The organism is Sinomonas sp. (genome assembly GCF_036848755.1).
GTDB lineage: Bacteria > Actinomycetota > Actinomycetes > Actinomycetales > Micrococcaceae > Sinomonas.
Genome location: NZ_DAIUJO010000099.1, coordinates 1 through 13,844 on the forward strand (window position 1 = coordinate 1; position 13,844 = coordinate 13,844).

Here is a 13,844-nt window from a genome sequence, read left to right on the forward strand (position 1 = left end):
AGCTCACGATGACGGCGAATCCCGCCATCTGCACGGCGCGCGCCTCGGTTCGGACGGCTGAGGTCTGCGCAAACGGCAGGCTCGGCCGGACTCGGACCTCCTCGACTTCTCGGATCTCGGCGGCTTCGGGCGTCGGCTCGATTGCCTCGGCCGACCGTGGATCTGGCGTCACGCAAGCCTCCTGTACCACTCGCCGTCGTACCCCGCCGGACGGAAACCGAGCGCCTCGTTGATGGCGAGCATGGGCCGATTCTCCTCCGCATTGAACGTGATGACCTTGCGCGCCGTCGGGAACCGTTCCCGGTACGCCTTCAGGTTCGCGAGCTTGATGAGCGTCCCGAGCAGGTGGCCGCGGTGCTCGGGCACGACCAAGGTGTCATCCTGATCCGCGATGTCCTCCTTGCCCGACCTGATCCACAGGGAGGTGTAGGCGACGAGCTCTCCGCTTGCGCGATGCCGTGCGACCGCGTACAGCGGGAGCGTGTTGGCGTCCGAGAGCTGGGCCTCGAGCGAGGCGACCCGGTCCGCGTCCCATTCGGCTGCCTCGTACCGGTCCACGCCGTACGGCACATCGGTCGACATCCTGGCGAGGAGCAAGGCCATCTCAGCCTGGTGCTCGGGGGGCACGCCCTCCCACACGAGGACCTCGTACCCTTCGGCCGCCGCCGTGGCCGCCGATTCGAGCGCCGGCCACCCGCCGTCGTACTCCCCGAGCACGAGCTCGCTGTAGCGCTCCACCTGGCTCAGCTCGAAGCCCGCCGCGCTCGCGAAGGCGACGGCGCGCGAGTCGGCGGGCAGCGCGCCGTACCCCGTGGAAGGGACGACGGCGTCCGGCGCCTCCTCGTCGAAGCCCACCGGATGCTCGGTGAACGAGTTGAGGATGGTCCGGCTGTAGCGGGCGGCCTCCTCGGTTGCGGAAGCGAGGAGGAGCCGGCCGATCCCCCGGCCTGTGAAGTCCTCGAGGACCTCGGCGCGGACCATCGCGCGGTCCCTGTCCTCCTTGAGCGACATCTGGCACCAGCCGCGCCCGACCATCCGCTCGCCGTCGCGCACGAAGAAGAGCGACGTCAGTTCATAGCGGGTGTCCCGCCACACGCCGAGGCGGAAGGCAGGCGGCGAACAGCGATCGTCGTTGCCCCAGATCTGCCGCTCGATCGCGTCGGTCAGGTCCGAGAACTCCCGGAACTCGGCAGCGTCTGCGTCATAGATCGAGGCGGGCAGACGCAGACGCTGCACCCGGTACTGGGAGCTCATGGGGCAAGTTTCACAAACCGTGCCACAAAAGCACAACGCCCCCCGCCGCGGCGGGGGGCGTTGTCGGGGCCGAAGTCAGGCTCAGCCCTCGAGGACGACGCGGGTGGCGTTCGGGTCGACCGGGACGCCCGGGCCGAACGTGGTCGCCACGGTCGCCTTCTGGATGTAGCGGCCCTTCGAAGCCGCCGGCTTGAGGCGGAGCACCTCGTCGAGGGCGGCCGCGTAGTTCTCGGCCAGCTGACGCGACTCGAACGAGGTCTTGCCGATGATGAAGTGCAGGTTCGAGTGCTTGTCGACGCGGAAGTCGATCTTGCCGCCCTTGATGTCCGTCACGGCCTTCGCGACGTCCGGGGTCACCGTGCCGGTCTTGGGGTTCGGCATGAGGTTGCGGGGGCCGAGGATCTTGCCGAGGCGGCCGACCTTGCCCATGAGCTCCGGGGTCGCCACGGCGGCGTCGAAGTCGGTCCAGCCGCCCTGGATGCGCTCGATGAGGTCATCGGAACCGACGACGTCCGCGCCCGCTGCCTCAGCGGCGGCCGCCTTGTCGCCCGTCGCGAAGACGACCACGCGGGCGGTCTTGCCGGTGCCGTGGGGCAGGTTGACCGTGCCGCGGACCATCTGGTCCGCCTTGCGGGGGTCGACGCCGAGCCGGAACGCGACCTCGACGGTCGCGTCAGTCTTCGACGGGTTGATCTCCTTGGCGAGGGCGATGCCCTCTGCTGGCGCGTAGACCTTGCCGGTCTCGATCTTCGCGACCGCTGCCTCGTATGCTTTGCTGCGCTTTGCCATGCTGCTCTCTATCTCCTTGTGCAGTTGTGGTCCCAATGGGCCGCGCTCGGCCCTGCCACGGACGACGGCGGGAATCGCCGCGCCTCTGATGTTTGGTTGTCGGGTCGCTGGCCTCAGCCGATTAACCCTCCGTGCGTTCCTCAGCCCTCGCTGTGCTTCCTTGTCGAGGGCTTCCGGGACTTGCTTCGGGCAAGTGCCTCATCCTTCGGCCCTTACCCTCCGTGCGTTCCTCAGCCCTCGCTGTGCTTCCTTGTCGAGGGCTTCCGGGACTTGCTTCGGGCAAGTGCCTCATCCTTCGGCCCTTACCCTCCGTGCGTTCCTCAGCCCTCGACGGTGATACCCATCGAGCGGGCCGTCCCCGCGATGATCTTCTTCGCGGCCTCGACGTCGTTCGCGTTGAGGTCCTCGAGCTTGGTCTTGGCGATCTCCTCGACCTGGGCGTCGGTGAGCTTCGCGACCTTCACGGTGTGCGGCGTCGCGGAACCCTTGGGGACGCCCGCCGCCTTCTTGATGAGCTCAGCCGCGGGCGGCGTCTTGGTGATGAACGTGAAGGAGCGGTCTTCGTAGACCGTGATCTCCACGGGGATGACGTTGCCGCGCTGGGATTCCGTCGCGGCGTTGTACGCCTTGCAGAATTCCATGATGTTGACACCGTGCTGACCGAGCGCAGGACCGATCGGCGGGGCCGGGTTGGCGGCGCCTGCCTGGATCTGCAGCTTGATGAGGCCGGTGACCTTCTTCTTGGGAGCCATTGAGGATCCTTCTCTTCCATTGCTTCCTGAGCAGCAGGAGCGCCGCCCAGGTGATGACTGCCCTGGCCAGACAGTCGGCCGCCCCGGGGCCGGCAAAGCGGACCGGACCCGGGGCGAAGTCTTGAGTTGTGAATCAGATCTTGGAGACCTGGTTGAACGCGAGGGTGACGGGAGTCTCGCGCTCGAAGATCGAGACCAGCACCACGAGCGTCTGCGACTCGGGCTTGATCTCGGAGATCGTGGCCGGAAGGGTCTCGAACGGGCCTTCCTTGACGATGACGGACTCGCCGACCTCGAAGTCGACACTGACCGGAGCGCTGGGCTGGCGGCCGCCGCCCTTGCCGGACGCCTTGGCCTCGGCCTGCTGCTCCTGCTCGAAGACGGGAGCGAGCATCGTGAAGACCTCGTCGAGCCGCAGCGGCACGGGATTGTGGGCGTTGCCCACGAAGCCGGTCACTCCCGGGGTGTGGCGCACTGCGCCCCACGAGGCGTCGGTGAGATCCATGCGGACGAGCACGTAGCCGGGGATGCGGACGCGCTTGACGATCTTGCGCTGCGCGTTCTTGATCTCGACGACTTCCTCCATGGGGACCTGGATTTCGTAGATGAAATCCTCCATGTCCAGCGTCTGGATGCGCGTCTCGAGATTCGCCTTCACGCGGTTCTCATAGCCAGCGTAGGAGTGGATCACGTACCAGTCGCCCGGCTGGCGGCGCAGCTTGGCCTTGAAGTCCTCGGCGGCCTTCGCGGCGGCTTCGGCAGGATCGACCGGCTCCTCGTCAGCCGAAGGCTCGGCTTCCGCCTCGGTGGTCTCTTCCTCCGCAACCGGCTCAGCCTCGGCAACGGCCTCAGTCTCGGCGGCGGCAGCGCCGTCGTCGTCCGTGGAGTCCTCGGTGCCTTCCTCTGCGGAAGAGTCCTCGTCGAACGCGAGATCGACGTCAGACACCGAAGGCGCCGCCGCGGGCACCGGGGCAGCGTCGCTGAAGACCGCGGCCTCGGGGGCCAGGGCCTCGCGCTCGGTCTCGCTCTCGTGCTCAGACACTTAGTCTCCTGCTCTCCTCTTGCGACTTAAACGCGAATCCGCACACCACGCCGTCGGACCCCCATCCGATCGGGACATGGTCTGCGGAGACCGCTCGCCTACTAGCTCTGCGACGACCCTGTGAAGACCCAGCCAACACCGAGTCCGAGGAGGAAGTCGAGAACGAAGACGATGACCATCATGACCACCACGAACGCCAACACCACGAACGTCATGTTCAGGAGTTCCTGCCGGGTCGGCGTGACGACTTTGCGGAGCTCGCCCACAACCTGGCGGAAGAAGAGAGCGATGCGGCCAAAGAAGCCGAGCTTCTTCGTCTGCTTGGCTGGGCGGCCCTGAGAGCTGCTCGCAGCTGTTTCGGTCACCTGTTCCTCGCTCATCCTGGATGTCTGCGGGATCCCCGCGGACGGTTCGTTGGGTGCTGGAACGCCCCGGGCTACCGGGACACGCCGTGCGCAGGGCAGACAGGACTCGAACCTGCAACCTGCGGTTTTGGAGACCGCTGCGCTACCAATTGCGCCACTACCCTTCGGTCAGAACACCGACTCTCCAGCTTACCAAGGTTCGGACGCAGCCTGGGCCGCACCGAACCTTGGATCGTCCGTACCGGGGCACGGCCGACTGAGGCCTTGTTTCTGATACCGGTGGTCCAGTCTACGCACAATCGCGCCCCGCGTCGAACCAGGGCCCTCTGTACCGCACTGACCGCCTAGAGTAGAGGCGCGGGGTTTCGGCCCCTCCAAACCAAAGCCACGCCCTTGTCACGCCCATCGAAAGTCAGGAAGAGCCCATGACCTCCGCCCGTGTGTCCCAGCGCATCGGATCCATCGCCGAGTCCGCGACCTTGGCCGTCGATGCGAAGGCGAAGGCACTCAAGGCGGCGGGGAGGCCCGTGATCGGCTTCGGCGCGGGCGAACCTGACTTCCCGACCCCGGACTACATCGTGGAGGCTGCGATCGAGGCAGCCCGTCAGCCGCGCTTCCACCACTACTCCCCCGCCGGGGGGCTCCCCGAGCTCAAGCAGGCGATCGCCGAGAAGACGCTCCGCGACTCGGGCTATGAGACCTCACCGTCCCAGGTTCTCGTGACGAACGGCGGCAAGCAGGCCGTCTACAACACGTTCGCAACGCTCCTCGACCCCGGCGACGAGGTCCTGCTCCCCACCCCCTACTGGACCACCTACCCCGAGGCGATCCGGCTGGCCGGCGGCGTGCCGGTCGAGGTCTTCGCCGGTCCGGAGCAGGGATACCTCGTGACCGTCGATCAGCTCGAGGCAGCGCTCACCGAGCGCACCAAGATCCTCCTGTTCGTCTCCCCGTCCAACCCCACGGGCGCCGTCTACGAACCCGCACAGGTCAAGGAGATCGGCGAGTGGGCCGCGTCGAAGGGCCTGTGGGTCGTCACCGATGAGATCTACGAGCACCTCACGTATGACGGCGTCCCGTTCACGTCGATCGCTACGGCCGCGCCCGCCCTCGGGGACAAGGTCGTAATCCTCAACGGCGTCGCCAAGACGTATGCCATGACCGGGTGGCGCGTCGGCTGGATGATCGGGCCTGCCGACGTCATCAAGGCGGCCACCAACCTGCAGTCCCACGCGACATCGAACGTCTCGAACGTGTCCCAGATGGCCGCCCTCGCCGCGGTCTCGGGGCCGCTCGATGCCGTCGAGGAGATGAAGGTGGCGTTCGACCGCCGCCGTCGCGCGATGGTCGAGCGGCTCTCCTCCATCGCGGGCGTCGACTGCCCGACGCCGCATGGCGCCTTCTACGCCTACCCCGACGTGCGCGGGCTGCTCGGCAAGGAGATCGGCGGCGTTCGACCGACGACGTCCGCCCAGCTCGCCGCGCTGATCCTCGACAAGGTCGAGGTCGCGATCGTTCCCGGGGAAGCGTTCGGACCGAGCGGCTTCGTCCGTCTTTCCTACGCGCTGGGCGACGACGACCTCGCCGAGGGCGTCGGCCGCATCCAGGAGTTCTTGGGCACGGCGCACTAGGCCGGGGAGAGCAGCGGCAGGCCGGCGGACCCGTCCGCCGGCCGTCGGTCGTTCACCGGCGTCGTCAATCCCGTCGCCGGTGGGGGCCGAGGACCTTCGGTCTGGGCTCAGGTTGCCCGTCTCCTCGAGTCCTCCGGCGCGGCAGTTCGCACCGTGATCACCGGCACTCCGAACGACGCCGGACGGCTCGCCTCCGAGGCCGCAGCGCGCGGGGACGCCGTGGTCGCCGTCGGCGGCGACGGGATGGCGAGAGATGTCGCTGACGCCGTCTCTCGCGCCGGCGGCCTGTTCGGACTCGTCCCAGCGGGCCGGGGCAACGGTCTCGCGGCCAAGCTCGGCCTCCCTGGCGCCGCCGGCGAAACGGTGCGGACGCTCCTGAGCGGGCCCGAGCGGACCATCGATCTGCTCGAGGTGGGCGGCCGCCTCGCTCCGGGCAACGCGTACACGGGGCTCGACGCCGTCGCGAACCTCATGATGAACGACTCGCGCATCCCCTCCGCCATCGCCTACCGCGTGGCGCCCGTCCTCGCCGTCGTCGGTTGGAAGCCTGCGGACTTCGCACTGGAGATCGACGGCACACGGCACAGCATCCGGGCGCACCTCGTGGTGATGGCGAACTCGGGCCGCTACGGTCATGGGCTCGACATCGTCCCGGACGCCGTCCTGGACGATGGGCTCATCCACGTGCTCGTCGCCGGGGCGGAGATCCCGAAGTGGAGCGTCGCACGCTTCATGCGGCTCGCGGAATCCGGCGCGCACGTCGACGAGCCCGGCGTCCGCCGCTTCACAGGACGCCGCGTCACGGTCTCCGCCGACCGGGCGTTGCCCCTCTGCGTGGACGGAGACGGGGCCGGCCGACTGCCAGCGACCGTCGAGATCAGGCCGAGGGCCCTCCGAGTCATCGCACCCTGAGACCCGTAGGGCCGCCGCGCCGCATCGGCTACCAGATGCGGCGGTCCGCGGCCCAGCGGCTCAGTTCGTGCCGGTTCGTCAGCTGGAGCTTGCGGAGGACAGCCGAGACGTGGGTCTCGACCGTCTTGACCGAGATGAACAGCTCCTTGGCGACCTCCTTGTACGAGTACCCGCGGGCGATCAGCCGCATGACCTCGAGCTCGCGGGCGGAGAGCCTGTCGAGCTCGTCGTCGGCCACGGCCGAGGTGCCGAAGGCGTCGAGGACGAAGCCCGCGAGGCGCGGGGAGAAGACGGCGTCGCCTTCGGCCACGCGGAGCACAGCGTCGGTGATCTGGGGGCCGGAGGCGGTCTTCGTCACGTAGCCGCGGGCGCCGGCCCGTATCACTGAGACCACGTCCTCCGCGGCATCCGAGACGCTCAGGGCCAGGAACCGGACGCGCGGGAGGAGCGAAGCGGACCGGGCCAGCACCTCGCGTCCTCCCCCGCCGAGACCGCCCGGCAGATGGACGTCGAGGAGCACGACCTGCGGGCGGAGCTCCTCGATGACCGCGACGGCGTCCTCGACCGTGCCGGCCTCCCCGACGACGCGGACGCGGTCGTCGAGGTCCGCCTTGAGACCGGAGCGGAAGATCGTGTGATCGTCGACGATGACGACCGAGACCGGCTCATTCATGGTTCCTCCGTTCCCGCGCCGGGCAGGTGCAGGCGCACTTCCGTCCCTCCAGCCCCGGACGCAATCGTCGCTTCGCCGCCGTGCCGCCGCATGCGGCCCACGATCGACTCGCGCACCCCCAGGCGGTCGCTCGGCACCTCGTCCAGCTCGAACCCCGGCCCGCGATCCTTCACGAACACGTCGATGCCCTCCTCGCCCGCCTCGGCGTAGACCGACACCGGGCTGCCCCCGTGCCGCGCGGCGTTGAGCATTGCTTCGCGCGCCGCCTGCAGGAGCGCCTCGGGCCGTTCGCGGTGCTCCCCGTCGAGCGGGGCGTCCCCTACGCAGACGACGTCGACCGGCTGGCCGTGCGCGTCCTCCACCTCGGCTGCGAGAGCCCTGAGGCGATCAGTGAACGTCCCCTCGCCCTTGCGCGCGTCGCGATAGAGCCATTCGCGCAGTTCCCGTTCCTGGGCCCGGGCGAGCCGCATCACGTCGGCTTCGCTCCCGGCACGGCGCTGGATGAGCGCGAGGGTCTGGAGGACGGAGTCGTGGAGGTGCGCCGCGATCTCGGCTCGTTCCTCCTCCCGCACGCGGGCCGCGCGTTCGGCGGCGAGGTCTCGCCAGAACTTGAGGCCCCACGGCAGGAGCACGAGCGCCACGCCCGCCAGAACCGCGAGCGAGGCGACGAGGGCCAGGCCCAGGACGTTCCACTGGCTGCCCGAGACCGCGAGCGCAACGCCCGCCACCACGAGCGCAAGGCCGGCACCGAGCCGCAGCCCACCGTTCCACCGGCCGCCCCCAGCGCCGCGGACAAGCTGCTCGCGCCGCGAATCGTCGAGCTGCATCCACGCGAGGGCAGCGCCGCCGAGGATCGCGGCGACCGGGACGATGACCCCGAGCGGTACGTCGAACCCGAGCAGGCGGCTGCCGAGTCCCACGGCCGCGAGGAGCAGGACGGCGCCGAGCAGCATCTCGCGCGCGTGCCCCGCGAGGCGCCTCGCACGCCGCACCTGCCCTGGCGACGGGGGCGCCGCCGTCGTCTGCGGAGCGGGTGGCTGACTCACGGCGGGCGCAATGGGCGACGCCGGCCGGCGTCCGGCCCGGCGGGCCGCCTCGGCCGCCGTGGGCACCATGATCCAGAGCCACGCGTAGAAGACGATGCCCGCTCCGCCGAGCAGCGACGCGAGGACCATGACCCAGCGGACGACGTCGGCCCGCATCCCGAGATGCCGGGCAAGACCAGAGCAGACGCCCGCGACGATCCGATCCTCGCCGCGCACGAGCGGCGGACGGATCTGAACGGTGTCCATGCCACCAATCCAAGCACGATCAAGGCGTCCAGGGGTCCAGAATCGGGGTTCCCCGGGGGCAGATCAGGGTGCTTTCAGGGTTTCACCCCATGGGGAGCGACGACCTCCCACGGAAGGATGGAGGCATGAGCACGGAACAGACTCCAGGGGGCCAAGAGATTCCCGAGGGCCCCAGCGCCCCCGCCTCCGGCCAGCCCACGGGACAGCTTCCCGGCAAAGCCGGATCGGACTTCTTCGGCTGGATCCGACGACTCCGCATCACGCGCGGACCCGACCGGTGGGCCGGCGGAGTCGCGAGCGGCCTCGCACACCGATGGGGCGTCGACCCCGTCGTGGTCCGCGGCCTCTTCATCGTGGCAGCGATCTTCCTCGGCATCGGCGTCCTCGCCTATGGTGTCCTGTGGCTGCTGCTCCCCGAGCCCGACGGCCGCATCCACTGCCAGGAGGCTATGCGCGGCCATTGGACGGCTGGAATGACCGGCGGCCTCATCGCAACGGTCCTCGGTCTTGGCGGGGCGCGCGCCGGATTCTGGTTCGGGGACGCGCGTGGCGCCGGGCCCTTCTGGGCGGTCTTCTGGATCGGCGCCGCGGCGCTCGCGATCTTCAGCATCTCGCGGTCGCGGCGACGCCGGCGCTACGGATGGTACGGCTACGGGTCCGGCGGCCGCCCGGAGCACGGCGCGACTGCCGACCAAGGGGCCCCTCAGCCGGGCGACGCCAGGACTCAGGAACCCTACGCCGGTGGGCCCTACGCGACCGGGCACTACGCGACCGGGCCCTACGCGAGCGGGCCTAACGCCATCGGGCCCTACGCCGGCACCTATGCGGGCGGCTCCCACGCGGGCGCCTCCGGCCCCGCCGATGAAGGCATCCCGACGGCCCCGGGCGCTCCCCCCACTGCTCGCGCCACGGCCGTGCGCGCCCATCGTCGAGGTCCAGGCGGCCCGTTCGCCGCCGTCGTCGTCGGCGCCGCCGTGCTCGTCTCGGGCGGACTGCTCGCACTGCAGCTCGCCGGGGCCGCCGTCGTCGACCCGAGCACCGGCGCCTTGTGGGCCATCGGTGCCGCCATCCTCGGAGTGGGGATCATCGTCGCGGGGCTCCGGGGCCGCTCGGGCGGCATCCTCTCGTTCCTCGCGATCGTCGCCCTCGCCCTCGCGGCCATGACCCAGCCGGCCTACGAACTGAGCCGCCCGCGTAACGCGGTGAACCTCGCCCCCGCCAGCGTCCAGCAGGCTCAGGCGGGGTACCACGTCACCGGGGCCGCGGGGCAACTCGACCTGAGCGCTCTCGACACGTCCGGCCCCCTCTCCACGAGCGCGACGGTTCCCGTCGACGCGACCATGAGTCAGCTGCACATCCGCATCCCCAAGGACGTGCCCGTGCGGGTCGAGGCGGACGCGACGATGAGCAACGTCCAGTTCGGCGACAAGTCGATCGCCGGGTTCGGAACCACGGGCTCGGAAACCTACAACGCGGGCCGTCCGGGCGGGACCCTTGTGGTGGCGGTGCACGCGACCATGAGCAACGTCGACATCGAGCAGGAGCAATGAGATGAGCACCAACGAGATCGGCAAGCACGGCCCGAGTGTGGGCACCATCGTCTGGGGAGCCGTCGTGGTCGCAATAGCGGGGCTGCTCGTCTCAAGCCGCCTCGGATGGTTCACGGTCGATCCCGGGGTGGCCGCGGTAGCGCTGCTCATCCTCGCGGGCCTCGGCCTCGTGGTCGGCGGCGGACTCGCGGCCGCCAGGAGCCGGCGCGCGCTCGACGGCGGGGAGCCGCCCCGCCAGGAGCCGCAGGCGCAGCGCCCGAGCCCTTACGAGACACGCCCCCACGAGAGCCCCTACCAGGGACCCGGCCCGTACACGCCGAACGACTCTTACAACGCGGAGCCGCCCGCGCAAGACTGAACTCATCGGCACGGACCAGCGCCACTCATCTCGCATCGCAACCTAGGAGACACCATGGACTCGTTCTTCAACGCCATCCGATCCACCGGCCTGCGCCGGAGCCCCCGACGACTGCTCGGCGGCGTTCTGGGCGGTCTGGCCGAGAGGCTCAACGTCGACGTCACGTTCGTCAGAATCATCTTCATCGTCCTGTGCTTCCTCCCCGGACCGGCCGTCCTGGCGTACGTGGTCGCGTGGGCGCTCCTCCCGGATCCGAACGGAGCGATCATCCTAGAGCGGCTGGTCGGCGGCGGAGGAAGCCGCGGGGCCGTGCGGGGACCGGGCGAAGGCCCCGGCGCACCGACGGCCTGACGGACCGGTTGCGGCCGGGACCACCAGATCGGGCCAAAGCCGCGCACCACATTCTGCAGCGCAGCGGACGACGGCGGGGAGCACCCGGCGTCGTCCGCTGTGCTGTGCATCACGCATCCCGCGCGGCTAGAATCGGCTTGGCTCAACGGGGCGCCGAAGCTACCCACCACGGCCCGCCGCCCACCCCGGCCGGCCGCACCCACGCGGAAAGGCCCTGAATGAAGATCGGCATCCTCACCTCCGGAGGCGACTGCCCCGGCCTCAACGCGGTCATCCGCGGCGCCGTCCTCAAAGGAATCGCGGTTCACGGCCAGGAGTTCGTCGGCTACCGAGACGGCTGGCGTGGAGTCGTCGAGGGGGACATCATCGACATCCCCCGCACCATGGTGCGGGGCATCTCGAAGCAGGGCGGCACGATCCTCGGAACCTCGCGCACGAACCCGTTCGAGAACGGAGGCGGTCCGGAGGTCATCAAGGGCCACATGGACCGTCTCGGGATCGACGCCATGATCGCGATCGGTGGCGAAGGAACGCTCGCGGCGGCGAAGCGCCTCACCGATGCGGGGATCAGGATCGTCGGCGTCCCGAAGACCATCGACAACGACCTCGACGCGACGGACTACACGTTCGGCTTCGACACCGCGGTCGAAATTGCCACGGAGGCGATCGACCGACTCCGGACCACGGGAGAGTCGCACCACCGCTGCATGGTCGCCGAGGTCATGGGCCGCCATGTCGGCTGGATCGCTCTGCATTCGGGAATGGCCTCGGGGGCCCACGCGATCCTCATCCCCGAGCAGCGGGTGAGCATCGACCAGATCGTCGAATGGGTCAAGCTGGCCCACGATCGCGGACGCGCGCCGCTCGTCGTCGTCGCCGAGGGCTTCACGACCGACACCATGGACGAGGCCCATTCGGAGCGAGGCCTCGATACGTTCGGCCGCCCCCGCCTCGGGGGCATCGGGGAGCGGCTCGCCCCCGAGATCGAGGCTCGAACGGGGATCGAGACCCGGGCGACCGTCCTCGGCCACATCCAGCGCGGCGGCGTGCCGACCGCGTTCGACCGGGTGCTCGCGACGCGCCTCGGCATGGCCGCTATCGACTCCGTGGTCGAAGGCCGGTGGGGCACCATGGTCTCGCTCAACGGCACGGACATCGTGCACGTCGGGTTCGAAGCGGCTCTGGGCCGGCTCAAGACCGTCCCCCAGGACCGCTACGACGAGGCCCGGGTCCTGTTCGGGTAGATGGGCGATACCTTCCACGAAGGAAGCCGCGGCATCGTCCGGCTCGCGTGGGCCCGCCGGCTGGGCCTTCCGGACCTTTCCTTCTCGGACGACGGCGGCCGCCTCCTGGGCTTCCGCGACAGCTCCCGGGAGCTCATCGCCGTCGAGCTCTTCGGGCAGCTCGCGCTCTCCGGACCGACCGAACTCGTGAACGCGGCCGCGGACCTGCCCGACGAGGACCTGCTCGGCGGCGGCGCGCTCCTCCGGGCCGCGGGACCCGGTGCCCACGCCCTCAGCACGGCAGTCCTCGGCTTCGCCGACGACCTGCCCCTCTTCCAGCCCGAGACCGAGCCCGAAGTGTCGCGCGGCAACCCCGAGGCCGTCGAGCTCGAGACCCGCTGCCCTCCGGACGACGTGAGTTCGGCGGGGATCGAGCGCCGAGAGCACCGGTTCACGCTCATGCACGACGACGCCCCGGTCGCGTGCGCGGCGTACACCGTCCGCGAGGGCCTCCTCGCAGACCTAGGCATCCTCGTGGCACCCGGGTTCCGGGAGCGGGGCCTCGGCACCTTCATGGTGCGGCTCGTGGCCCACGAAGCGCTCGCCGAGGGGCTTCTCGTGCAGGTCGAGGCCCAGGAGCAGAACGTCGCCGCGCTCCGGCTCGCGGACGCTGTGGGTGTGGCGCCCTCGGGAAGGGTCGCGTCGGTGAAGCTACGGAATCGCTGAGCAATCCCTGCGCCCCGCTTCACCTTGCCGGGGCACCCGCTCTCGGGCCCCTTCAGTGGAGGAATTCGCCCTCAGTGGCCGAACTCGTTCGGGTCGGCGGCGCTCGGCCCGGTTCCGTCGAGGGCGTCGAGGCTCCGGATCTCCTCCGGCGTGAGGTTGAAGTCGAACACGGCAAGATTCGCCTCGAGCCGCTCGCGCGAGGCCGACTTCGGGATGGCCACGAGCCCCTGCTGCGTGTGCCAACGCAGGATGGCCTGGGCCGGCGACACGCCGTGTGCCTCTGCGACAGCCGCGACGGCGGGCTCTGAGAGGAGCTCTTGGCCCCGGCCGATCGGACTGTACGATTCCGTCACGATCGCGTGCGCCTGATGATAGGCGCGCGCACGGTGCTGGACCCAGTAGGGGCTGAGCTGGATCTGGTCCACGTCGGGGCCGACGCCGGTCGCGCCGATGATGGCGTCGAGGTGCTCTGGCGTGAAGTTGGAGACCCCGATCGAGCGGACCTTGCCCTGCTCGCGCAGCGCGATGAGCCCCTCCCAGGCCTCGACGAAGGTGCCCTGACCCGGGTTGGGCCAGTGGACGAGGAAGAGGTCGAGGTAGTCGACGCCCAGCCGCCGGACTGCGTTGTCCCACGCCTCCCGCACTCCGTCGACGCTGTGCCAGGCCCGGTTGAACTTCGTCGTGATGAAGACGTCCTCACGAGGAAGGCCCGAACGGCGGATGCCCTCGCCCACACCCTCCTCGTTGCCGTAGTTCTCCGCCGTGTCGACGTGCCGGTAGCCCAGCTCGAACGCCGTGGCGACGACTTCCGCCGCCTCCTCGTTGCCGAGCGGCCAGGTGCCGAGGCCAAGCTGCGGGATGGCATGTCCGGAGGCGAGCTGGATGAGCGGTGCCGAAGAAGTCATAGGCCCAGCCTAGGGTCGGTC

The 13,844-nt window shown here is 69.8% G+C and carries 14 protein-coding genes, 1 tRNA gene and 1 pseudogene; 7 read left to right on the forward strand and 9 right to left on the reverse strand.

Annotation, left to right across the window (positions count from 1 at the left end; translation table 11 throughout):
• Positions 1 to 168: 168 nt before the first annotated feature.
• From V7053_RS14470 to V7053_RS14495, 6 genes are all read right to left on the reverse strand, one after another.
• A complete protein-coding gene (locus V7053_RS14470) occupies positions 169 to 1,254 on the reverse strand; it encodes a GNAT family N-acetyltransferase (RefSeq protein WP_334172978.1) in 1,086 nt (361 codons plus the stop codon).
• Between the two features lie 81 nt (positions 1,255 to 1,335).
• Entirely contained in the window at positions 1,336 to 2,043 is a 708-nt protein-coding gene (gene rplA / locus V7053_RS14475) for a 50S ribosomal protein L1 (protein ID WP_334172979.1), read from the reverse strand.
• A gap of 320 nt (positions 2,044 to 2,363) precedes the next feature.
• Positions 2,364 to 2,795, reverse strand: a complete 432-nt coding sequence (gene rplK / locus V7053_RS14480; RefSeq protein ID WP_043119418.1) for a 50S ribosomal protein L11 — start codon at positions 2,793 to 2,795, stop codon at positions 2,364 to 2,366.
• Between the two features lie 133 nt (positions 2,796 to 2,928).
• Entirely contained in the window at positions 2,929 to 3,837 is a 909-nt protein-coding gene (gene nusG, locus V7053_RS14485; RefSeq protein WP_334172980.1) for a transcription termination/antitermination protein NusG, read from the reverse strand.
• A 101-nt stretch (positions 3,838 to 3,938) separates the two neighbouring features.
• Positions 3,939 to 4,217: a preprotein translocase subunit SecE gene (secE, locus tag V7053_RS14490; RefSeq protein WP_334172981.1), complete on the reverse strand. Its 279-nt coding sequence runs from the start codon at positions 4,215 to 4,217 to the stop codon at positions 3,939 to 3,941.
• Positions 4,218 to 4,293: 76 nt separating this feature from the next.
• A tRNA-Trp gene (locus tag V7053_RS14495) sits at positions 4,294 to 4,366 on the reverse strand.
• Between the two features lie 261 nt (positions 4,367 to 4,627).
• On the opposite strand from V7053_RS14495, the gene V7053_RS14500 reads away from it, so the two are divergent.
• Entirely contained in the window at positions 4,628 to 5,833 is a 1,206-nt protein-coding gene (locus V7053_RS14500; RefSeq protein ID WP_334172982.1) for a pyridoxal phosphate-dependent aminotransferase, read from the forward strand.
• A gap of 72 nt (positions 5,834 to 5,905) precedes the next feature.
• A pseudogene (locus tag V7053_RS19090) lies at positions 5,906 to 6,745 on the forward strand (diacylglycerol/lipid kinase family protein); the annotation flags it as partial.
• Positions 6,746 to 6,773: 28 nt separating this feature from the next.
• Here V7053_RS19090 and V7053_RS14515 read toward each other — a convergent pair.
• Complete coding sequence (locus V7053_RS14515; RefSeq protein ID WP_334172983.1) at positions 6,774 to 7,418, reverse strand: response regulator transcription factor; 645 nt, start codon at positions 7,416 to 7,418, stop codon at positions 6,774 to 6,776.
• Positions 7,415 to 8,710 (reverse strand): ATP-binding protein, encoded by a 1,296-nt coding sequence (locus V7053_RS14520; protein WP_334172984.1) that lies wholly within the window; start codon positions 8,708 to 8,710, stop codon positions 7,415 to 7,417. Before V7053_RS14520 ends, V7053_RS14515 begins: the two co-directional genes overlap by 4 nt.
• Positions 8,711 to 8,835: 125 nt before the next feature.
• On the opposite strand from V7053_RS14520, the gene V7053_RS14525 reads away from it, so the two are divergent.
• The 5 genes from V7053_RS14525 to V7053_RS14545 all read left to right on the forward strand — a co-directional run bounded on the left by V7053_RS14525 (position 8,836) and on the right by V7053_RS14545 (position 12,918).
• A complete protein-coding gene (locus V7053_RS14525; protein ID WP_334172985.1) occupies positions 8,836 to 10,260 on the forward strand; it encodes a PspC domain-containing protein in 1,425 nt (474 codons plus the stop codon).
• 1 nt (position 10,261) lies between these two features.
• A complete protein-coding gene (locus tag V7053_RS14530; protein ID WP_334172986.1) occupies positions 10,262 to 10,618 on the forward strand; it encodes a hypothetical protein in 357 nt (118 codons plus the stop codon).
• A gap of 54 nt (positions 10,619 to 10,672) precedes the next feature.
• Positions 10,673 to 10,969 carry a PspC domain-containing protein gene (locus V7053_RS14535; protein WP_334172987.1) on the forward strand — a complete coding sequence of 99 codons (297 nt, stop codon included), beginning with the start codon at positions 10,673 to 10,675 and terminating at the stop codon, positions 10,967 to 10,969.
• Positions 10,970 to 11,187: 218 nt separating this feature from the next.
• Positions 11,188 to 12,213: a 6-phosphofructokinase gene (locus V7053_RS14540; protein WP_334172988.1), complete on the forward strand. Its 1,026-nt coding sequence runs from the start codon at positions 11,188 to 11,190 to the stop codon at positions 12,211 to 12,213.
• Positions 12,214 to 12,918: a GNAT family N-acetyltransferase gene (locus V7053_RS14545; protein WP_334172989.1), complete on the forward strand. Its 705-nt coding sequence runs from the start codon at positions 12,214 to 12,216 to the stop codon at positions 12,916 to 12,918.
• 71 nt (positions 12,919 to 12,989) lie between these two features.
• Here the strand turns inward: V7053_RS14545 and V7053_RS14550 are convergent, their stop codons facing one another.
• Entirely contained in the window at positions 12,990 to 13,823 is an 834-nt protein-coding gene (locus V7053_RS14550; protein ID WP_334172990.1) for an aldo/keto reductase, read from the reverse strand.
• Between the last annotated feature and the right edge of the window lie 21 nt (positions 13,824 to 13,844).